The 21,590-nt window shown below is 40.7% G+C and carries 12 protein-coding genes and 1 pseudogene; 4 read left to right on the top strand and 9 right to left on the bottom strand.

Going from position 1 to position 21,590, the window contains the following annotated elements; translation table 11 throughout:
* Nucleotides 1-159 precede the first annotated feature (159 nt).
* The 6 genes and pseudogenes from J8Z28_RS12190 to bcsR form a co-directional block, all read right to left on the bottom strand.
* Nucleotides 160-3,972 carry a cellulose synthase subunit BcsC-related outer membrane protein gene (locus J8Z28_RS12190; RefSeq protein ID WP_250659509.1) on the bottom strand — a complete coding sequence of 1,271 codons (3,813 nt, stop codon included), beginning with the start codon at nucleotides 3,970-3,972 and terminating at the stop codon, nucleotides 160-162.
* Nucleotides 3,963-5,078 (bottom strand): cellulose synthase complex periplasmic endoglucanase BcsZ, encoded by a 1,116-nt coding sequence (bcsZ, locus tag J8Z28_RS12185; RefSeq protein ID WP_250659508.1) that lies wholly within the window; start codon nucleotides 5,076-5,078, stop codon nucleotides 3,963-3,965. Before bcsZ ends, J8Z28_RS12190 begins: the two co-directional genes overlap by 10 nt.
* On the bottom strand, nucleotides 5,078-7,327 hold the full coding sequence (bcsB, locus tag J8Z28_RS12180) for a cellulose biosynthesis cyclic di-GMP-binding regulatory protein BcsB (RefSeq protein WP_250659507.1): 2,250 nt from the start codon (nucleotides 7,325-7,327) through the stop codon (nucleotides 5,078-5,080). Before bcsB ends, bcsZ begins: the two co-directional genes overlap by 1 nt.
* Nucleotides 7,324-9,990: pseudogene (gene bcsA / locus J8Z28_RS12175) on the bottom strand (UDP-forming cellulose synthase catalytic subunit). The gene bcsB and the pseudogene bcsA overlap by 4 nt, the downstream one beginning before the upstream one ends.
* A complete protein-coding gene (gene bcsQ / locus J8Z28_RS12170; protein WP_239964546.1) occupies nucleotides 9,980-10,702 on the bottom strand; it encodes a cellulose biosynthesis protein BcsQ in 723 nt (240 codons plus the stop codon). Before bcsQ ends, bcsA begins: the two are co-directional and overlap by 11 nt.
* Complete coding sequence (bcsR, locus tag J8Z28_RS12165; RefSeq protein WP_239964547.1) at nucleotides 10,699-10,926, bottom strand: BcsR/BcsP family cellulose biosynthesis protein; 228 nt, start codon at nucleotides 10,924-10,926, stop codon at nucleotides 10,699-10,701. The genes bcsQ and bcsR overlap by 4 nt, the downstream gene beginning before the upstream one ends.
* A gap of 121 nt (nucleotides 10,927-11,047) precedes the next feature.
* Between bcsR and bcsE the strand changes: the two genes are divergently transcribed.
* From bcsE to tyrR, 3 genes are all read left to right on the top strand, one after another.
* Nucleotides 11,048-12,673 carry a cellulose biosynthesis protein BcsE gene (gene bcsE / locus J8Z28_RS12160; RefSeq protein ID WP_250659506.1) on the top strand — a complete coding sequence of 542 codons (1,626 nt, stop codon included), beginning with the start codon at nucleotides 11,048-11,050 and terminating at the stop codon, nucleotides 12,671-12,673.
* A gap of 169 nt (nucleotides 12,674-12,842) precedes the next feature.
* Complete coding sequence (gene bcsG / locus J8Z28_RS12155; RefSeq protein WP_250659505.1) at nucleotides 12,843-14,423, top strand: cellulose biosynthesis protein BcsG; 1,581 nt, start codon at nucleotides 12,843-12,845, stop codon at nucleotides 14,421-14,423.
* Between the two features lie 94 nt (nucleotides 14,424-14,517).
* Nucleotides 14,518-16,074, top strand: a complete 1,557-nt coding sequence (gene tyrR / locus J8Z28_RS12150; RefSeq protein WP_054561931.1) for a transcriptional regulator TyrR — start codon at nucleotides 14,518-14,520, stop codon at nucleotides 16,072-16,074.
* 65 nt (nucleotides 16,075-16,139) lie between these two features.
* Here tyrR and J8Z28_RS12145 read toward each other — a convergent pair whose 3' ends face one another.
* Nucleotides 16,140-16,628 carry a hypothetical protein gene (locus J8Z28_RS12145; protein ID WP_054561930.1) on the bottom strand — a complete coding sequence of 163 codons (489 nt, stop codon included), beginning with the start codon at nucleotides 16,626-16,628 and terminating at the stop codon, nucleotides 16,140-16,142.
* A gap of 109 nt (nucleotides 16,629-16,737) precedes the next feature.
* Between J8Z28_RS12145 and J8Z28_RS12140 the strand changes: the two genes are divergently transcribed.
* Complete coding sequence (locus tag J8Z28_RS12140) at nucleotides 16,738-17,268, top strand: thioesterase family protein (protein ID WP_054561929.1); 531 nt, start codon at nucleotides 16,738-16,740, stop codon at nucleotides 17,266-17,268.
* Between the two features lie 61 nt (nucleotides 17,269-17,329).
* On the opposite strand, the gene J8Z28_RS12135 is transcribed toward J8Z28_RS12140, so the two are convergent.
* A complete protein-coding gene (locus J8Z28_RS12135; RefSeq protein WP_054561928.1) occupies nucleotides 17,330-18,574 on the bottom strand; it encodes a DUF642 domain-containing protein in 1,245 nt (414 codons plus the stop codon).
* A gap of 247 nt (nucleotides 18,575-18,821) precedes the next feature.
* The gene (locus J8Z28_RS12130; RefSeq protein ID WP_250659504.1) at nucleotides 18,822-21,575 is read right to left on the bottom strand and encodes a hypothetical protein; all 2,754 of its coding nucleotides are present in this window, start codon (nucleotides 21,573-21,575) and stop codon (nucleotides 18,822-18,824) included.
* Nucleotides 21,576-21,590 lie beyond the last annotated feature (15 nt).

Genomic DNA, 21,590 nt, shown 5'->3' with positions numbered 1-21,590 from the left:
CCATGTTTTTTGATGCAGCTAAGATAATGGTTTGTTGCTCAAGTTTTGTACTTGAAGGAAAGGGACACACCCTTATCCTAGCTACAAGTGCGCTACAGTATACATAGACCTTATGGAGAGGGGAAGAACTTGCGACACTTGCCCCTTGTGATGCGACAGTTAGTAGCTTGCATAAGGCACAACAGGTTTACCCGGGAAAGCCAGTTCGCTATACACCGGATTAAAGTAATAACGAAAGTACAGCTGAGCATAATTCGGCTCGTAAAAATCGGCTCTATCTAAGTTGACGTAACCACCAAAGAACCAATGAGGCGTGAATCGATACTCAAAACTTGCCCCTAAGTTATACGATAAACCATTGCTGGTATCGCCTTCAAAGTAAGGTACAACGCCCGTAACAGCTGTTTGAGCCTCTGCTTGGCCTTGCAAAATAGGGTCGTTAGGAAAAAATGCGATGTCGTCTGTCGTGGTGGTTGACCAAGATACGCCAGCGCGCAGTCGGTATACAAAATTATGACCAACTCGCTTATCAAAAATCACAGGTAATGAAGCGCCCAAGTAGTTTTGTGGACTGTAATAGCCACCATGTCCCCAGGTTTCTTCACTTAAATTATACTTATACGACCAGTGTAATAAGTTAAGGCCTAGACTTAATTCGGTGTTTCTTTCGCGAATATAACGATAATAACTGCCACCCATTAGGCTGTAGCTTTGATTATCTTTTACGTTTTTACCTTGCAAGATTTGATAGTTAGTACTGCCCCAAAAACCCCAATCTAGGCCAAGGTCATGAGATAGACTAAGTTGTAATTGCGTAGCTCTAACACCGCCCCATACTTGGTTGGTAAAGACATCTTCTAGTCCGGCGTAAGATAATACAGAGCTGGTAACCGGGCGTTTATTAAAGGTAACGCCATAACCAAAGTCGCCTAAATCACCATTGTAATTAACGCCCCACACGATATCTTCGACTAAAAAGCCAAGTGGAGTGGTCCCAACATCAATTCGCCATTGCTCGTTTTGCCAAGCAAGGCCAATATCCATACCTTGTTGCTTTGGTTTTATACTTAAAAGTGGGCAGTCAAAAATACACAGGGCTCCTTGACCATAGCGGCTACCAGCAAAGGTTTCATCAAAGCGGGTTTCTTGGCTCGATATTGTCATTGGGTCTAATTTCACAATCCCAGTGCCACCCCATAGCGGGAAACCTGCTTCAATAGGCGTTGCACCAGCGCCCAGTGTGGACTCATTTTGTGTGCTGGTTTGGCTACTTAAGTTGATTGCAGCAGTGATATACGCTTGCTCATCGCGCTCAATACCTTGCAATTGACGCTTGGCATTATTGACATACCAAGCTTCATTTTCATCAAGGGCATACAGTTCATAGTTCTGCTCATCGCTTAAGGTGCTCGTTGCCGTATCTGGATCAACTGCAGCGCGGTACCAGCTTTGAGCAAGCGTAGTTTGTTGCTTAGCTTGCGCAACCGCTGCTGCTTGATAATAAAGCTCTTGGTTGTTGTTTGATTTAGCTAGCAATTGCTCAGCTAGATTTATCGCACTTTGTGTATCTTCAAATTGTTCAAGGGCTGCCATTAATTGCTGCTGACGATAGCTTTGCTCACTTGAAAGCTGATTAATTTGCCCAGCAATGATGCGATCTGCTAAACCATCTCTTTGTTGCTGACGAGCAAGTGTCGCAATAGCTAAAGCAGTATCCGTTGACACAGTTTGTCCTTTTGCAACGTGCTGCTCAAAGCGGATAATGGCCTGATTACTATTGCCTTGCTCGATATGAGCATTGATCAGCGCCTCTGACAGTTCTGGGTTATCAGGGTAACGTGTTGCAAGCTCTGAGAGCTTAGCAACTCGTTGGTTACTATCACTAAAGCGATTAACGTAATTAACTTGTAGTGCTAACCATTGTGATTGCTCTGCATCGGTTGCGTTACTCGGCAGTTGATAGTCTGCAAACCAGCTATCAGCAGCGTTTTTATCGTTGCTTTCAATTAGCCAATTTGCATATGTCATGTGCCAATATGGGCTCAAACTTGGGTCACGAGTAAGAGCTTTTTTCAGTTGCCTTATTGCATACTGCTGCTCATTAATTTGTTGCCATTGACTGGCAAGCTCAGCTTGCATTAAAGGTGTTAATGGCTGTGCTTCTAACTCGGTGAGCTTATAAATCACCGTGGCTTTATTCGTGGCTGTATTGTTGGCAGAGAGCCTTTCTAGTTTGGTATTAATACTTAGCTGCTCTGTAAGCACATTAATTTGTTCAGTGCGCGCGTTATTAGGAATGTATTCTAAGGTTGCCAGTGCTCCTTGGTAATCGTTCAACGAACGTAAAAATAGTGCATGGCTATAACGCAAATCTGCATCTAGCGGAAATTGCCACAAGGTTTTTTTATACAGAGCTTTGGCATGATCAACTAAACCTTGTTGTTGATATAAATTTGCAAGGTCGTAGTAAAGCCAGCTTTGACGTGGGCTTTGTTTGATTGCCATAAGTAGCACATCAACTGCTTCATCTAGCTTACCTTCAGCAGTAAGCTCATCAGCGCGGGTTCTCAGTTGCTGTGTTTGTAATAGGGTATAATCTTCAGCAATTAATGCCTGTTGCTGACGAGTTAAGCCATTATAAAAACGATGACTACGAGCATAATTACCATCTGAGGCGGTCAATTCAAGCATGGCACGCAAAGTAGGCTGTTGCAGAGGGTCGTCTTTTAGCACTTGCTTATAAAGGTTCATCGCGTTTTGAAGTTGGCCTGCTTGTTTGGCAAGTTCTGCGCGGTAAAACAATACCGTATTAGGGTCTTCATTTAAGGTGTCAGCTAAATCCAGCTTAAGCGCAGCCTGTTTGAGTTCATTGCTACTCATGGCTGATTTAGCTTCATCTATGTATTGCCAAAAACGAGCAGTATTGGCGAGGCCTTTTAACACCGTTATACGGTTTGCATCTATGCTGTATTTTTGAGCTTTTTTAAAGTACTGGTAAGCATTGGCATTGCGACCTTGCCTTAAATTCAATAAACCTAAGCTATTGTATATTTCAGGATCTTGAGGACGACCTCGCAGTGCTTTATTAAAAAGCTTTTCTGCTGCATCAAAGTGGCGTTTTTCAAGTTCGACACTGCCCTTAAGCCATGTCTGATACGCAGGGTCTGCTTGCTTTTTTTGTTCAGCTAAATGCGCTTTTTTAAAGTCACTAAATTGTAGCTGACCTTTACTGCTTTTAGGGTAGGCTGCAAAGTAACGCTGATATTCGCGCTCAGTTTGTTTATTAAGCGGCATATCCTCAAGGGCTGCAAGCCACGCAAACTCAGCTTCAACACCATATTGGTTACTGTGTGCATAATGGCTCAGTAACCCTATGGCTTCTTTGTTTGTTGGGTTTTGTTTTAACAGATGTCTTGCGTAGGCAAGCTCAAAACGGCCACTATTTGGGTAGCGTTTTAGTAAAGAGCGATAACCGCGCAGTGCTTGCTGATATTGATTTGGATCTTGAGCAAGCCAGTTTATGTGCTCCAGCTCATATTCAATATTAGGGTAGGCGGATTTAAATAGCCGATTGTAGATTTTTACCGCATCACTGTATTGTCCGGCCCTGGCACGAAGCCTGGCTTGTTGAACCGCTTCTTTGTCTTGGTTATTGACGCGTGCAAGTAGGATTAAGCTTGTTACGCACGGATGTGATAGGTTACTAAGCTCTGCTAAATGCGCATTGGCTTTGTCGGTTTCTTTGAGGCTATATAAAACGCGCACCTGGGCGCATTGCACTTGAGTATTTTTAGGTGCAATGCTTTGCAGCTTTTCTAAGCTGTCGCTCATCAATTGATTATCACGCTCAATTTCACCAAGTTGTACTTGGCTAATTAACCAATCAATTGATTGACTATCAAGGTCTTTTTTTATTGCTGCGGATGCACTGGAGCTTGCTAAAACTGCAGCAAGTAGCCACTTTATCGGCATTCATTGCTCCAGTTAGTTGTTAAAGCCCCGTTTTTATCAATACTAAAACGTTTGTTCAATGCGCTGTTACCAAATAAATACAACACGCTGTCGTAGTAGCGGCTGGTGGTAAAGCGGGTATCCATCATTATTTGCTGTTGTAAAGCTGTCACAGTTTGTGATGCATTATCTTCAGCAAGCAATGGCAATAAGGCGGCAACAAAACCACTTGGGGCGTTGCCTGCTGTTTTGCCTGAGACTGCATTGGTTTCTAATGGCACTTTGCCTGAAGAAACAATGCTATCAACAAAAGGTTTAAACTGCTGTGTAAGGGCATTTTTATAGGGGGCATCTTCTGCCATCATACTGGCCCAAAGGTAGACGCGGATCGCATTATAACTACCTGTAGCAGGGGCGCTTTTATCATGATAAAAGCCTTTTTCCACGCTGTAATTAACCCAATCAGGGCTCACGCCTTTTGGTGCTGTATCTATTAATAACTGCGCCGAGTTATCGTGTAATGTTTGCCAAGGCGAGTGCGGGTATAGGTGTGCAAATTGCGCAAATATAAATAGCGGTGCATAGCTTGGATTTAATTTCCAGCTACTGTCTTTTTCAAAGCCTGTTGGCCCAGGTAATAGAGTCAGACCGAGGTTTGGTATTTGCGCTGTTTCTTCACGAATGATGCGCTCAGCAAGCACTGAGCTGAGCACTGCGTAGCGTCTTTCATTCCATAAGATAGCTGCTTGCGACAGGGTATAAGCAATCCATAAATCTGAATCAGAAGCTGGATTTGAATCAAGGATTTGTCCTTGATTTTGCTTTATTCCCCATTGCCACGCTGGTAAACGGGTACTTAAATCACCTTCAGAAAGATGTACTTCAGTCCACTCAAGCAACTTATCGAAGCTGGCTTTATCATTGGCAAGTAAAGCAAAGAATAACGCATAAGATTGCCCCTCTGAGGTGGTAATACTGTAATTACTACCCAAATCAATTACGCGTCCTTCTGGTGTAATGAAGTGAGTTTTAAAGTTATTCCATTGCGGCCAAGCGCTGCAGCTTAACTGAGCTAAGGCGTTGCTTGAAAAAACAAAAACGAATAGTAAAGAAGCGATAGTTTTCATTATGCCTGATCTCCTTCAGATAAACGTTTTTTGGTAAGTAGCGCGAGCACTCGCCACAACATAAATGAAATAAGTAATAGGGTTAGTAGTGATAGAATCGCTAACAATACTGGGCGGTCTGAAAAGTGGAACCAAATGAGGGTATGAATAGGCACGTGACCGACAAAATACTGTTCATCGGTTTTAATCGTTTTGATGCCTTGGCTATTGATAATGGCTGAGCTTCCCATTATTTGAGCTGTTTTATCATTATTCAGTAGAGCATCAGTGAGAAGTGCAAAAGCATTTTCATTACTGGCAATCAAAGAGACTACTGAGCGGTCTGAATCAAACGGTGACTGGAACCCAGACATCACGGCTAAACGGCCAATGCTGCTTATATTTACTTTAATTTTTTCAGCACCTTTAGTGTCGTAGGCACCATTATAGATAGCTTGATCAACAATGCGTTGGTTGTTGTTGATAAGCACACTTAGGGCGCTGTCTTTGGCAAGTGAGTTTAAGAAAGAGTCAGGCTTACCAATAATAATAATGTCTTTATCGTTTAGCGCCAATTGGTTACTTGGAAATTGAATGTCTAAACGGTGCGCTGGGTAGCCTGTTATGGCACCCAAATGACCTGTGAAATTAAGCAATAAACTAATCGCGTTAACTGAGCTGTTAGCTTCCATTACAAGCGTACTTTGGTGTAAATCGGCATATTTGGTGAATGGGAAACCGCCATTTGCAAAGGCGCGTAGGTTTGGCATGGCAATATAGTGATGGAAGTCACTTACATCAATGGTAGAGCTGCCATCAATTGCACCAAATTCACCGCCTGCAGGAATGGCGCTACACTCACCGGTTTTTACGACTGCAAAATTAAAATCATAAGTAAGCTGGTTATTTGTTGTTAAATCTAACCCTGTTAGCTCAAAGTCTTGACGAGTTTTGGTTGGATTGAATTCAGATAAAAGCGGTAACAAGGTATCGGTTGTAATCGTTTTACCACCTTCGTTATCAAGAATAAAACCATCCACAAACTTACCGTTAATCAACATATTCAAACGCGACAACATGTTTTGCTCAACAGGCGTGTTGCGGTAATTCAAGGTAATAGGAATACCATTTTCACGCCAAGTGAATAAATCTGGTGCAAAACGCAAGTCTAACCGAACAGGTAGACCGCGATAGCCTTCCGATTGCAGCTGAGTTGGGTATTCAATAAATTCATCAAAGCTTACTGGGCGATCAGAACGCACCCACAGTGGCGCATCGTAGGCTTCTCGAAGCGGTAAGTTGCTAATTGCATCAATGGTTGCACTGCGACCTGTCATTACTTTATAGCCAAAGACTAAACCTACTACGGCTTCTTTCAATTGTGCTGTGTCTTTACCTAAAACAAGCAGTACTTTGGCGTAGCGCTGAGTAGGGCTGCTGATAATTTCTACAGTTGGCTTTTCAACATCAGGGTAATTCAATAAAAAATCAGGCTTGTTGTCGTTTGTTGCGAATACGACACTATGTTCTGTCGGAGTTGCATTAATTTGTACAGGGAACTGTGCTTTGCGCCATTTTGCTTGAGCGCCAAAAAAGCTTGATAGTGCAGCCGCTGCTTCGAGTGTGTTTTCATCAGGTTGTGATGCAAACACAAATGGCAAAGTGACCTTGTTGTAATCTCGCGAATCAAAAAATGGTGCAGGGAAATACTCAAGTAAGCTTTCAAGAGCAAGTGACTGACGGTCAATAGAAATACGGCTGCTTTTACTAAGCTCGGCCCATATTGTTTTACTATAGTCATCCTGACAAACCAGATCGTAAAAACCGACTAGTTCGAAGCGAATTTGGTTAAAGTCTTTAATTAGCTTAGGGTTAAGAACAACGCTGCGCTCAGAGACTGTGCCAATTGGCGTTGTCTTATCATCAATGGGTAGCACAGTGACAAGGTTTTCATTTAAGAAAATTTTCAAATGTGAGACACGGCCAATAAGTGATGGTGAGGTTGTGTATGAAAAGTCTAGAGTCAGTTTTTTCCCTAATTTATCGAGGCGGTTTGTAAAATCAACACGGGTACTATTACTCACTCCATCAAGCTTGAACTTGCTTAAACCAAGCTTTTCAAAGCTTAGCGTCATGCTTTCAATTGGTGCTTGCTCTGGGTAACCATCATCAAAAATCGCTTTATTAGAGAGAGGCTCAGCACTTATCGCCCAGCCAGATATGCCGAGTGTGCCAAAAGCTAATAACAAGGTTAAAAAAGTTTTTATCATGATGTTTTTAGTACTTTTGTTGGTTTTTTAGGTAATAACGACGCCACAAAGTACAAGACTCTTGATGCAAACGCAATCGCTGGTCTTAATTCATTTGGGGCATGGAAAATCAAGTTCTTAAAGCCTCTTAGACTGGTATAAAAAACGTGAGAAAAGCTGTATGAAGGCTTGTCGTGTTTAAAGTTTTCTTGCCAATCAAGCCAAGCATCAGCACGTGAGAAAGTGCATTGAATAAAGGCTTTTTGTTTTTCTAAATCTAAATCTCTGAGGGTAAGACCCAGTTGTTTATCGCGGGTGTTACAGATATAAGTTGGGAATTAAAACTGCTTCAAGCCACGGCTCATGAGTAGCTCGACTTTATCATTTACGCGGCAAAGGTGATTATGGTCAGTTTCAAGGCCAACACCATTATTTGAGTAGTCCGTAATTTTCACTTTAATGGTACGGCCATTAGCAAGGCGAATAGCTGCAGGGAAGTTTGCTTTTATACGGTGTGAGCTACGTACTTGTTTGGCTTCAGCGGCAACAGCCACAGCTGCGCCCAAAATTATCACATTATAGCTTGCCCACAACATGCTAATGACGAGTACACCTATTTGTGAGCTGTCACCAAAGAACAACCTGAACACGCCATAGGTCATACCTAACACGTTAACCAGTAATAAGATGATATAGGGTTTTGAAATCGTCCAGTCGTAGTGATCTTGCTTGTTTAAGCCACCTTTTTCTGTCACGTTAAATTTACCCTTATTCGGGTTGATAAGCGCAACTGTCGTGGGTTTTAAAATATACCAAGCAAGTACTGACTCATAAACTTCGCCCCAAAATGAATAGCGGTATTTTCCTTGAATCCGTGAATTGGTGATTTTTACCTGTAATAGCGTTGGCACAATATAAAGAAAGATGGCAACAAACGGCGCATAGATAATTTGCGCATTAAAATAAATTAATGCCAGTGGCGCTGTTAAGAATACAATTCGCGGAATGCCTGATAAAAAGTGCAACATAGCGTTTAAATAGCACAAGCGCTGCGCGATATTTAGGCCCTTACCAAACAGCGGGTTATCTAATCGGAATATTTGTGCCATGCCGCGTGCCCAGCGAATACGTTGACCGACGTGGGCAGATAAACTATCTGTAGCTAGGCCGGCGGCTTGTGGAATATTAATATATGTTGTTTTGTAGCCAGCGCGCTGCATTCTTAGGGCGGTGTGGGCATCTTCAGTGACGGTTTCTACGGCAAAACCACCAATTTCTTCAAGGGCACTGCGCCTTAAAACAGCACACGAACCACAAAAGAAGGTCGCATCCCACATATCATTGCCATCTTGAATTAAGCCATAGAACAACATATTTTCATTTGGGATTTTACGATGGTTTTTGAGGTTGCGCTCAAATGGATCGGCAGAAAAAAAGTGGTGAGGTGTTTGTACTAAACACACTTTACTGTCATTGATGAATTGTCCCATTGTCATTTGTAAGAATGAGCGAGCAGGGATATGGTCACAGTCAAAAATAGCAATGTAGTCGCCATTAGTTACTTTCATCGCATGGTTCATGTTACCGGCTTTGGCATGTTTGTTATCAGGGCGAGTTAAATAACCAACACCAATTTGCTTTGCGAATTCGGCAAATTCAGGGCGCTTACCATCATCTAGAATATAAATATTAAGCTTATCTGCTGGCCAATCAATACTTTGCGCGGCGATTGTCGTTGGCTTAACAACATCAAGCGGCTCGTTGTAAGTAGGAATATAAATATCAACTGTTGGCCAGTTTGTTGTATCTTTATCTAAAGCGATCGGTTTACGGTTTAATGGGTTGATGGTTTGGAAAAAACCTAAGATCAGTACCAACCAAGCGTAGCTTTCAGCAAGCAGCAAACCAATCCCTAGGGTAAGGGCTAAAGGGTCACCCCAGTTAAGAGTGTCAGTGTAGCGCCACCATAGATAACGTGTAGAGGTTGTAACAGAAAGGGTGATCATCACAATAGTGGCCATTTTCCCTTCAACCCGCCTTAGAGAATAAGCAACAACCAAAATTAAACTAATGAACACTGCTTGCGCTTCAATACTAAATGGCACGGTTACAAATATAGCCACCGCAAAAATAATGAGAGTGAAAAAAGCGACCTTTAAGGTGCTGTTTCTCCAAAGTGGAGAGCGACTCACTGCTTTATATGATTTAGTTTTTGTTTGCTTTCTAGCAACTAACCAAAACCCTTTAAAAGAGCGTACTAGTTTACTGTCTGCCAGTCTCAATAAGCGAGCTGAACGCGTGATTTTACGCCAAGATTTACGCTGCTCAACGGCGATATGTTGCTGTGAGGTTGTGGTGGTATTGAATAGCGCAAGGTACACACTTTGCAATGCAATCCGAATGCAATTGCTTGGTGTAAATACTGGTTGAGAAACATGAGGATACAAGCGTTTAAGTTTAAGCTTTAACTCACGTTTTTTATTGTTTTCTAATTTAATAAACAATGACAAAAAAAGCACAAAGAAGGGGAGTAAAATCGCTCCCAATAGGCTCATTTTGTGTTGGTTGTAATAACTATAAAATTTTATAAATACGAAGCGCACAAGTTGCTTCGTTAAAAACAACCCTAAAATACCTTTAAGTAGTCGGTGTGTGATACCGAGTGAATGGATGCTATTGGTCATTCTGACTCGCGCGGCTTACAAGCCAACCGGCTAGCGTTTCAAAGTCATCATTAGCAACGCTGTATGGAGCACAGTTAATCGCCACATTTCTAAATGCAGTTGCTTCTTTGATGACTTCATCTTTATTGATATATAAAGGTGCAATCAATGGTAATTCAGTTTGCCAAAGCTGCAATAAATCTGATTCAATCTCAGAGGCTGAATTATATTTATTGGTTAAAAAATAATGCTGCCAAGATGATTCAGCCTGCTTTAGAGTGTTTAAACGTTTGAAAGCAAAACTGTGACAAATAGCATCACAATTAATAATCTCAAGGAATATATCGTCTTCATTTAGTGAATAGCGGTGCACATCAACATGGGCTGGGCAGTCAAATAAAAACCAGCTGTCATCGCTGTCATTAAGCTGCTGACAACTCTCTATAACGCTTGAAAAGTCTAACCCTAAGTTCGAACGGCTGCCATAGGGTAAAAACTTTACGCCGTCGTTATCTTGGTGAAACTGCTCACATGCAGAGGCAAAGTTTGGGTAATCACTCCAGCCTAGCTGATGCTCCCAAGCAAGACCAAGGTGTAGGCCTAAGTCGCCTTTTGGATCTAAATCGATGGCATACACAGGCACATTTGATTTTCTCAAAGCACAAGCAAGGTTGGCCACAATAGATGTTGTACCAGTGCCACCTTTAATTCCTTTTAAAAAAATTCGCTTCATTTATGATTCTTTATTGCGTTTTTGTTAATTTTTTTTGTGCTCTGTGTTTGTGTTGTTGCTAATGCGATATCGTTAAGCAAAGGGTACTTTTCAATCGTTTTGCGATTTTTTTCAACATCAATAATTTCAACATAATCCGTTTCCTTGCCGCCAAATTGGCGTAACAGCTTTTCAATATCGTATTGAGTTAAGGTATGTGAATTTTTTACTGCAAAGTCATTCATCTAAAAAACCGTTATGAGAAAAATTAGCTTAAAAATGTTCACGATCCATGGACATAATCTGCATTATATATAGAATAGCGTTTAAAACTAGTACTAAAGTATCTTTTTTAAGGGTTTGTTGGTGCCTCATTTAAATATTACAGGACTAAACGGAGCTTTCTCTGAGCTAAAGCGAGGCGCAAACTACGCTTTACTTGCCCCGCTAGATAATCAGCTATTAGAGTTAACAAGGCATCTTTTAACCAATCATAAAGACTCGGTTTTTTTGCTTTCTGAACAAGTCGAATTATTTTTCGAAGGCGAGGGAAGCGAGTTATTATTTACCTTGTTCGAACAAGGGGTACTACGTCCTTTCCATTTACATCATAATGAGAATGTATCAAAAAGTTTGCATTTTTCCCGTGGTGTTATTAACGAAATAAAACAGTATGAGCAACTGAAAAACAGCACGGTTATCGTGCATGTCGATTCAGAACATTTAGTCTCTTTGAACGAACAGCAGCTTGGTGAAAAACTCAAGCTCTATGTTGCTTTGTCACAATCAAAAAATGTCACTTTAGTGTTTTTAATGTCAGGTGCTTATGTCAGTGAATTGAGACGTCAGTTATTAGCCTTAAACCGTTTCTTTGATGGCCTTATTTATATAACTCAAGAGGCATCAATTCGCACTCTTGAGTATGATTATTGGTGTCATAAAGAAGGAGTTATCGCTGGGCGTTCGGTTAATTTACAGCTTCATGATGGTCAACTTGCATTAGTTGAGGTAGAGCAAGAGGCTGATGATAAGTCGCAAGCAACGGAGCAAGACTTTGATGAAGACGAGGTATGGCTAACTCGCAGTGCTGTACCTGAGGGTACAAAGCTACCCGTGTTTTATAAAATAATTGATGATAATGATGCTCTTTTTTCTAAAGGGCTTACCAAAAAATCAGCGACGTTAGTTTTTGCAGTTACCCGATACACTGATTTAAAAGCGTTAGCCAAAGATTGCTTCTCTCTTCGAAAGAAATGTGGTCGCCGACTGAAATTAGTAATTCAAAATGTTGATGGCATTATTCGTCACCAGGACGAGTGCTTATTTTTAACTTTAGGGGTTAATCTTATTTTATATAGTTATTCTGAGCCTTCGCGTTTACTGTCACAAATTCAGTCAATTCAAGGGTTTCAGTTTACAAGGCCACTACCGAAATCTATTGATGATGTTCTAAAATACAGTGAAAATGTATTGGCTAAAGGTTATTTGCCTCCAGATAAGTTCGTACAGCAGGTTGCTAAACATAGTGACTCAGCTGCCAATCTGGGTGTAAGTGGCGTGCTTGTTATGTTGCAGCTTTTACCGCGTATTGATGCCATACATCCATTACATTTATTTCATGTAAAACGTGAAGGGGATATTTTTAGTTTTGCTGATGGCACGGTTTACCTTTATCTACATGCTTGTCGAGAGCACGATGTGGAAAGTGCGATTAAACACTTATTTAAATTACAGATAAGCGACTTTTTTATGTCAAAAAATGTCATTGCTGATCATTTTTATATTCAGCAAGAATGTCGCCGTATGCAACGTCATTTTGCTAATACTGAAATAACCGACTTTACCCAACAATTACAAGAAAACGTCAGTTACATTTTTGATACAAAAATAGCAGACATTGCAAATTTAAATACAGAGACACCGGAATTTAAAAAAGTGATTCGACCTATATCTGAGCCAATTAAAGTGACCTTAAAAGGTGAGCTATCATGAGCTTAAACCAGTTTTTTATTACTTTTATCATCGCAATGTTAATCGGCATTTTGCTAAGTAATACAGGTAAGGTATTGTTTAATAAAGTAGTCGTGCTCTACCGAAAACTAACATTTAGGCATGTATTATTAACGCCCTATACGCCAAAACGACACAAGAAGGATAACAAGTGAGGCTTTCAGGATTAGGTATTTGGAATTTATACTTTCTAGTTAAGTTTGTTCTGTATAGCCGAGGTGATATTTCTTTTGATTTATTTGCAAACTTAGCATTTTTTGCTTTTCTAGCTATCTCTTTTCAACATGTTTGGTTATCTCGTATCAAACACGCTATGAGTGTGGTGGTAGGAGTGGCCTTGTTGTATCACGACTCGTGGTTGCCCCCGATTTCCAGGCTCACCAAGCAAGCTGGCAATGTACAAGACTTTAGCATCGGCTACTTTTTTGAGATCTCAGCGCGCGTTGTTAGCCTCGATATGATTTTTGCGCTCTTTGCTTTAGTGGTTTTTTATTGGTTTACTGTGAAGTGGTTGCGTTACACCAGTATTTCAATAATTGGCTTTATGTATGCGTTTTGGTTAGGTGGGGCTGTTACGAGTGATGAGGTTACAACTCAAGTCGCTAGCAATAACCAAACTACAAAAAAACAAGTACCCGTTTTAGTTTCTGATACAGCAAAACAAAAGACACCGGATCAACAGTTACAAGACTTTTACCAGCAACAGAATTTACTACAAAGCCAGTTTCCTGACGTATTTAATGGCCAGCCATTTGATGTTGTTGTGCTAAATATTTGCTCTTTAGCGACGGCTGATTTAAATGCAATTGGTGTTGAGCCACGTAACTTATTTGCTGATTTTGATATTTTGTTTAGCCAATTTAACTCAGCAACGTCGTACAGTGGTCCTGCGGCAATTCGACTATTACGAGCAAGTTGCGGGCAAACAAGTCAAGAGCAACTATTTAAACCTGTTGATAAGCAATGTCAGCTATTCACTAACCTTGCTGAGCTTGGCTATAAAACCAGTGTGGCTCTTAACCACGATGGACATTTTGATGACTTTATTGGTTTGATTAGACAATACGGTGGTGTTTCTGTGCCAAAACTGGATTTTAGCCAATTTAGTGCTGCGCAGTATGGTTTCGATGGCAAACCGATTTATTCTGATGCGGATATACTCACTAATTGGTTGAAAAAGCAAGGTTCGAGTGAGCAGCCTAGGGCTCTTTACTACAACACCATTAGCTTACACGATGGCAATCAACTTGCTGGTCGTGAACGTATGAATAGCTTTGAAAGCTATCCGCTTAGACAACAGCGCTTATTTAATGACATCGATAAGTTTATAACTGAGTTAAAAGCACAAGGTCGAAACGTAATGCTGGTGGTTGTGCCTGAGCATGGGGCTGCCTTACAGGGTGATAAACTACAATTCTCTGGTTTGCGCGAAATTCCGAGCCCTTCAATAGTTTCAGTGCCAACAGCGGTTAAATTCATCGGTCCTGATATAAAGCATGATGGGCTGAATGTCGTTGATGAAACAATGAGTTATTTTTCATTATCAGAGTTAATCAATAATACGATGAAGTTAGATTTGTTCACAGGGTCGGTACCCATTAACCGAGTGCTTGATAATTTACCAACTTCAGCCAAGGTCGCCGAGAATGAGGATACGGTAATGATGTATATAAAAGGGCAGCCTTACATCCAATTAGATGGTGGAGAATGGACCAAGTACCCGACTAATTAAGTTATTTGTCCAAAATTGTTTACAATAGACTACCCAGCTGCAGGGAGTTAGCGTATTATTCTCATACTATAGGTTCCCGTTTTTTGAGGATGTAATGCGTTTAGATATCCACTGTGCTGACCGAATTGGTATCGCACAAGAGATTCTCAATATCTTGGTTAGTTACCAAGTTGATTTAAAAGGCATCGAGGTAGATTCGGTTAATTGTCGAATGTACGTGAGCTTTCCGCCTATTGAGTTTGAACAATTCCAAAAAATTATGCCATCTATCCGTTTGATAGATGGCGTGAAAGACGTTCGTACAACTGCATTTTTACCTTCTGAGCGAGAGCATAATGAGTTAAATACATTACTACGTGCATTGCCAGACGGTGTGATATCTATTGACGCTAAAGGCTGGGTGCGTTTATGTAATGATGCCGCTTGTCGCGACTTGCAATTATCTGAAAGCGAAGTGATTGGCGCTAACATTAATAATTTGCTCAAAGGCTTTAATTTTACGCGTTGGTTAGAAGGCAAAGAAGTACTTGGTCAAACAACCCGAGTTGAAGTAGCTGGCGAAGACTTTATTGCCGATATTCTACCTATTTCAGTCCCCCAAGGTGCTGAAGGGGATGTGTTAGCCGGTGCAGTTATCAATATCAAATCACAAAGTCGCTTAGGCCAACAAGTCAGTGCGTTCCGTCGTTATGGCCAAGAAAGTTTTGCAACCATACATAACTTTAGTACTGCAATGCGCCGTGTGGTTCGTGAAGCGCGTAAAATGGCACAACTTGAAGCGCCAATCCTGATTACTGGTGAAACAGGTACAGGTAAAGAGCTACTTGCTCGTGCTTGTCATTACGCATCAAACCGCTCAGTAAAACCGTTTATCGCTTTGTCGTGTGCTTCGTTGCCTGATGATGTCGCTGAGTCTGAACTATTTGGTTACGCAGGCTATGAAGAAAACGCGGCACCAAAACGCGGCGTTTTAGAGCAAGCTGATGGTGGCACAGTGTTTTTAGATGAAGTTGGTGAAATGTCGACTCAGCTACAAACTAAGCTACTACGTTTTTTACAAGACGGTACCTTCCGAAAAGTCGGTGATGAAAACGAAGTAAAAGTAAATGTGCGTATTGTTGCCGCAACACAAAAAGATTTACCAGCGATGGTGCAAGAGGGAACATTTAGAGAAGATCTCTATTACCGAATTAATGTTTTGACTTTAGAAATAGCCCCATTACGTGATAGAAAAGCAGATATCGGCCCGCTAGCAGAGCACTTTATTCAAAAGTATGCCCAGCAAAATGGTCATTCTGTGCCTGTGATGTCTGAGGATTGTTTACGCTTTTTACAAGATTACCCATGGCCGGGTAACGTGCGCCAATTAGAAAATGCGATTTATCGTGCGGTATCCTTGCTAGATGATAACGAACTGCGTATTGAGCACCTGCAGTTACCAACATTTACTCATGATTTAGGTTATCTTGAGTCTGACTTTGAAGGAACCTTAGACCAAGCGGTAAAACGTTTTGAGGCGACATTACTTCGCAAGCTTTACCCCGCTTATCCAAGCTCTCGCCAGCTCGCTAAGCGATTAGGTTTGAGCCACACTGCAGTAGCAAATAAGCTGCGCGATTATGGGATTAACCGTAAGACAGTGAAGGTTTAATTATATAGTTTAATTAAGCAAAAAAGGCTTAGGTAAAACCTAAGCCTTTTTCTTTTCGATAAAAACTATTGTTTGGTACCCATATCTTTGGTGACACCATCAATGGCGATACTTTTTATACCCTCATCGTCGAACTTAATAACAACACTGATGTTATTGCGGGCAAAAAAGTAGTCTCGATTATCAAGGCTGATAACATAATCACCTTTGACTGAATCGCTGAATTTGCGCTTTTCGAGTTTTAGGGTGTGATCAGCAATTTGCCAGTTGAAGCCTTCAATAAAGCCATTATTAAATTCCTGAACCCATACCTGTTGCTCGTCTTTGCTGAGTGTAATCGCCACAGAATATGACTCAGGTAATGACATATCATAGCTTTTATCACCAATAGTGAACTTTTCAGCATCTTGTTGCCAAGCAAAGCCAAATTTAAAGGCTTTTTCAACACCCGTTGGGTACTTTAAGGTTCCATCCCCAGCAAAGTTAAAATCTGCAAAGGCAGAGCTGGTAAATAAACTGGCTGAAAACAGAGTGACCAAACTAAATAATTTCATTAGGTTATTCTTTTTTTATACTAATATATGCACAGATTAGAGCAGAATATTCGCCTTAGCAATACGCTGTGATACACTTTGTGCATCATCAACTGGTTAGACCTTTACCGTGAACCTCTATTTTCGACTAATACTGCTGTTTTTTAAAATTAAACGTAATCGTGATTATCAACAATTGTTAGACACGATTGATATTGAATTCAAAGCGTTACCGACCGATTGCGATATTAACTTCCATCTGACTAATTCTCGCTACTTAGCAATGATGGACCTTGCCCGTACTTGGATGACTGAGCGAGTAGGCTTGTTAAAGCACATAATGAAGCGCCGCTGGTTTCCAATCGTTAATGCAACTGCAATTACCTATATTCGCGATATAAAGCCAATGCAAAAGTACACAGTTAGCACTCGCTTGGTTGGCTGGGATCATAAATACTTTTACATTGAGCAAAAATTTCATTCAGAAAGAGGTTTGCATGCAATTGCTTATGTGCGTGGTGTATTTAAACGCAAAAAAGGTGTAGTCAGCGTTGAAGAGATGCTTGAAGTTGCGGGCTTTAGCGGTGTTGCCCCTATTTTGCCAGCAGAAGTGATGCACTGGAAAGAAATGTTAGAGCAAAAGAAGCTCACTAATAAGTGATACCTAAGATTAGCTAAAAAAAATGCCAGCTAAGCTGGCATTTTATGGCTTTAAACACAGTTTACTCTGCTGCGCAAACTGCTTCACTAACAAACGTTAAGTCGTTTACGTGTGCTGGACCATCCATTACGAATGTCGCTTCAGCGGTGTTTTGATCTAAGGTGTAGATTTTTGCATTCTCGCCGCTTTCTCTACCTGAAATATAAATTGTACCGTCATCAGCAATCGCAATACCTGACGCCCAGTTAACACCGTGCTCACCGATTTGAGTTAACTCAAGGCTGCCTTCATCTAATGTGTAAAGTGCTTTACCAGTTAATACGTAAAGTACATTGTAGTCACTTGAATAAGCGATGTCGCCATCAGAGAATGAGTCGCCTTCATACGATAGTTTACCTAATACCGTTTTTTCACCTGTAGTTAGGTCAAAATCATACATGTATGTTTTGCTTGTCGCACGTAAAGACAGACCATCCGCAGTCACTGTTGAGCGATAAATAGGGAATGATGTCGCATCGGCAACTTCAGCTTGCGTATCAGTGGCTAAATCTAGGCTATAGATTTTTGACGCTTTGCTGCTTTTATCAAGTTGCTCCATGAAGTACAGCATACCGTCTTTGCTAGCAATATTTGATGCTGTATTGTTAAGACCTGCAACAACCGTTACAGCGCTTGATTCTGGGTTAAAGTGATACACATAGCCTTCAGTCTCAGAACCAAAGTTATTAATACCATATAAACCGGTTACAACTGCACATGGTGCCGGAATTTCAGTCACTACGACGTTATCAATGAATGCACCTACTGAATCAGATGTCCCCGCGCCTGCAAAGCTTAACACTGAGCTTGCGCTGTCAGCCTCAACTGTAAAGCTGTATTTAGTCCAGCCTTTTGTGCTGCTGTTGACAACGGCTAATGATTCACTATTCCAGAAAACTTCTGCTTTATTTGTTTGTTCATTGCCTGTTACACGTGCAGAATAGTAAAAGCTCACTTCATATTGATTCCCAGCAGTCGTCGCAATTGCTTGCGAAATACTGTAGTTGGCTGTTGAATCAAGCTCAATGAGTTGCTCACCATCTTGTGCAGGAACAATGCCAAGTTTATTGGTTTGAATTTCAAATTTAGCGTTAGTACTACGAGTCCAACCAGGTATTACATCAAATAACTGCCATTGACCATTGTGATCGGTCACTGTATCTGTATTCTCAAATGATCCGTTTTCTACTAAATTTGTGCCAGCCATTGCGATCGTTGATGCAATAGCTAAAGGTAAAATTGCTAGTTTAGTAACCAAGCTTTTCATGACACTCTCCGTTAGGTGATTAACATAAAATTAATATTGAATAGTATAATTTTACTGCTTTAAATGGCTTTTGTTCAATTAAGGAACAAGCCGGATTTGCGGTGATTTTACGTTTAATCGTTTAACTTTATGATTTGTAAAAGCTTGTTTTTTTGATCGGAAATTTCTGATTTTTCAAGATTTTTTTATAGCTCAAAAAAACCAAACCCATAAGTATTGGGGTTTGGTCTTGGGTCTAACCATAAAGTTAGTCTTGATTTGACTTGTTCGCGAACCATCCAGACTTTTGATTGCGACTAAGTTTACCGAGTAGCTTAATCGCTTTTTCTAAAGTGATACGCTGATCTGCAATATCGCGATAAATTTGGTTTGCGCGCTTTTTCCGTTTTACTGCAGCACCGGCATCTAAAAATGATTCAATTAGTTGATTGAAGTATTTCACAAGTAAGGCTTGTTGTTGCTCCTGCTTCTGGTTTGATTCATCTTCTTCAAGTTTTTCTAACAGGCTAGATATTTCAGCCTGGCAAAACTCATTTTGCGCAAGGTGAGTTTTCTTTAAAGTTGCTAAATGTTGTTTCATATAGTCTATTTCAATGAGATTGAACGAAACAATCATATTTAAGTTTGTAAGTGCGGTACGAAACTCTTTAGCTGAACACTGTTCAGTAAATAAGTGGCGAATGGTTTGATGTATTTTCTGCCACTGTTGCCATGCGTACACGTAGTTTAAACCCGCACCTTTTATGTTTTGCATGCCTACAATAACCTGATGTGTATTTGGCAGAGCTAAATCGGCGGTTGAAATAGTAAGTTCATCGGCAGATAAGTTACTATTTTCATGGACTGTTATTTTAGACTTAGTAATAGTTAATAGGCGCTCTTTTATTTCATTTGCATTTTCAGCTATGTTTTCTTGTAAAGCAGCAAGCGCATTTCGTTGAAAGTGGTGGCAGAAATAACTCAAAATAACACCTACTTGTGAGTCTAAAATATCTCCGAGAATTTCTTTTACGCAGGCTTTATTGAGTGTCCCTTCACTCAGCGACATTAATTTATCTGCATTGGTTTGCCCATATGCATTGACAAAGCAGGCATGGAGCTGCTCTGCAGTAAATAAGTTCAGTTGTACCAATAGGCTTTCAAGTTCTTCAATATCATTATTTTCAATGAGCTTATCAATTCGCTCTGTTAATGCATTAATAAAATAACTATAAAAGCCATCTACATTAGTACCTATCACTACAATTCGGTCAAACCTTAAGTCATGGCTCAAAATATTAGCGAATACTTTCGAGCGAGCGACACGATCATTACGGTTATTAATTAATGCAATGACTTGTGTCTTAGGGCAATCATTGAGCTCATAAAGGCTGAGTCTGCGCCAATTCTCAAGCGTTGCTAAGCGCTCGTTTGCCGACATACTATTTACAAAAGACTGCTCTATAGAACCTATTGGTGCCCTAGGAAACTGTTGTAATACGCCGATATCAGGAATAATTCGCGCAGAGGTTTCTTTAAATACATAATCTTTGCTGAGGCCAATGTGTTTGGCCATTTTACAAACTAAAGCAATATTTGCAGGGTGCTCTTGATATGGATAAAGGGCTCGAATATCTTCGGTAATTTGTAGGCCGTCAGCCCAATGAACCTGAATTAAATTTGAATTCTTTTGCTTCGCATTCGCCTCAAGTATAGGGGCCATGTTTTGCTCGCTGGTGAATACTAAGCTGTTTTCACCAATAAAATGGCTTGTTTCATTAGCAACATCGATACCTGTTGGTCCTAAAATGTCTTCATGATCCGGGTAGGCGTTAGTGATAGTTGAAAAGCTATCTTGCATCCAGTTGCGCAAAATTCTGACATAACGCGGAGTTAACCCCATGCATTCCCATAAAAAAACATCCGCATTTACATTTTTGGCAAAGTGTAAAACGTCACTTTGTTCCCAAATGCTGGCTTTATCAAAGGGTCTAAATAGAGGGATTTCGAACTGTTCACCACTGGCTCTGGCATAGATCATGGTCGCTTCACAGCCTGTGGTTTTACTAACAACTTTTAACGTGAGGCTACTAAAAAGTGCAGCTTTTAAACGCTCAGTTCCTGACTTTCCTCGCGTTCCCCAACCACCAATTGAAACCGGAATGTGTGCTCTGTCAGACTTTATTTGACGACTAATCTTCAAATGCCTTGCCCAAAAGTAGGCAATAAAGCTGAGCACAAAGAATATAAGCTGGCCTATGCTATTTTGGTAAATTGAATACGCATACTCTTTAAAGCTTGACCATAGATTAAACAGAAATGGTGTAATTGCGAGTTTGTTATATAACCTACTGATACTTGTTTCTACCGGGAAGTTTGTATCAAGTACGCTACCATACGGCTGAAAATCAAGTGTAAACCCTTTACTTTTTAATATCTCTAAAAACTGTTTTTGTTCAACTTCTGAGCCATTTCTCAGTTCGTTTAATTTTTCATAGTTAAACGATATCCAGCTATAGCAGTAAAGCCTTTTAAATAGGCTCTTCGGTGGGGTCACTATGAGAATACCATCCGGTGTATAGGTTTTTGCTGGCGTTTTTAGGTTGTCTTGAGAAAGGCTGCTCAAAAGAAAGTCGAGTAATGGCAAGTGTTCACGAGCACTAAATTGCTGTTCATCAAAGCGTGGTTCGCCAGGGACTTCTGTTTGACTAATTTCAGCCACTGTACTACTAGGTACATGCATAAATGCACTTGGTTTTCTTGCATGCAAGTGGTTAAAACTCTGGCGTTTATCAGTACTCGGCGTTTTGAATTCATGCCAAAGTCGCCAAAAACGAAAGCCTCGCTTGTAGCCATATTGTACTTGCCATGATTTCTTTCGCGCACTGACATTGTAGGCTTCATAATTTTGCGCTTGATTACTTAATAACCTGCCGAGTAACTGCTCATTCCAATCAGCTAAATCTAGATTTTTGTGGGCGCTCAGGTCAACTTCAAGTTGTGCTACTTGCTGCTGGTGCACAAAGCTGACAAGTTG

The sequence above is a fragment of the Pseudoalteromonas sp. SCSIO 43088 genome (genome assembly GCF_023650795.1).
Lineage (GTDB): Bacteria > Pseudomonadota > Gammaproteobacteria > Enterobacterales > Alteromonadaceae > Pseudoalteromonas > Pseudoalteromonas shioyasakiensis.
The sequence above is the reverse complement of the archived record's forward strand: the minus strand, read 5'-3'. Positions and strand labels throughout refer to the sequence as shown.

What these genes read in the sequence shown, in the direction of transcription:
- J8Z28_RS12145 (WP_054561930.1), bottom strand. Translation starts at nt 16,628, where the DNA reads ATGAAATTATTTAGTTTGGTCACTCTGTTTTCAGCCAGTTTATTTACC.
- J8Z28_RS12190 (WP_250659509.1), bottom strand. Translation starts at nt 3,972, where the DNA reads ATGCCGATAAAGTGGCTACTTGCTGCAGTTTTAGCAAGCTCCAGTGCA.
- bcsZ (WP_250659508.1), bottom strand. Translation starts at nt 5,078, where the DNA reads ATGAAAACTATCGCTTCTTTACTATTCGTTTTTGTTTTTTCAAGCAAC.
- bcsQ (WP_239964546.1), bottom strand. Translation starts at nt 10,702, where the DNA reads ATGAAGCGAATTTTTTTAAAAGGAATTAAAGGTGGCACTGGTACAACA.
- bcsR (WP_239964547.1), bottom strand. Translation starts at nt 10,926, where the DNA reads ATGAATGACTTTGCAGTAAAAAATTCACATACCTTAACTCAATACGAT.
- tyrR (WP_054561931.1), top strand. Translation starts at nt 14,518, where the DNA reads ATGCGTTTAGATATCCACTGTGCTGACCGAATTGGTATCGCACAAGAG.
- J8Z28_RS12135 (WP_054561928.1), bottom strand. Translation starts at nt 18,574, where the DNA reads ATGAAAAGCTTGGTTACTAAACTAGCAATTTTACCTTTAGCTATTGCA.
- bcsB (WP_250659507.1), bottom strand. Translation starts at nt 7,327, where the DNA reads ATGATAAAAACTTTTTTAACCTTGTTATTAGCTTTTGGCACACTCGGC.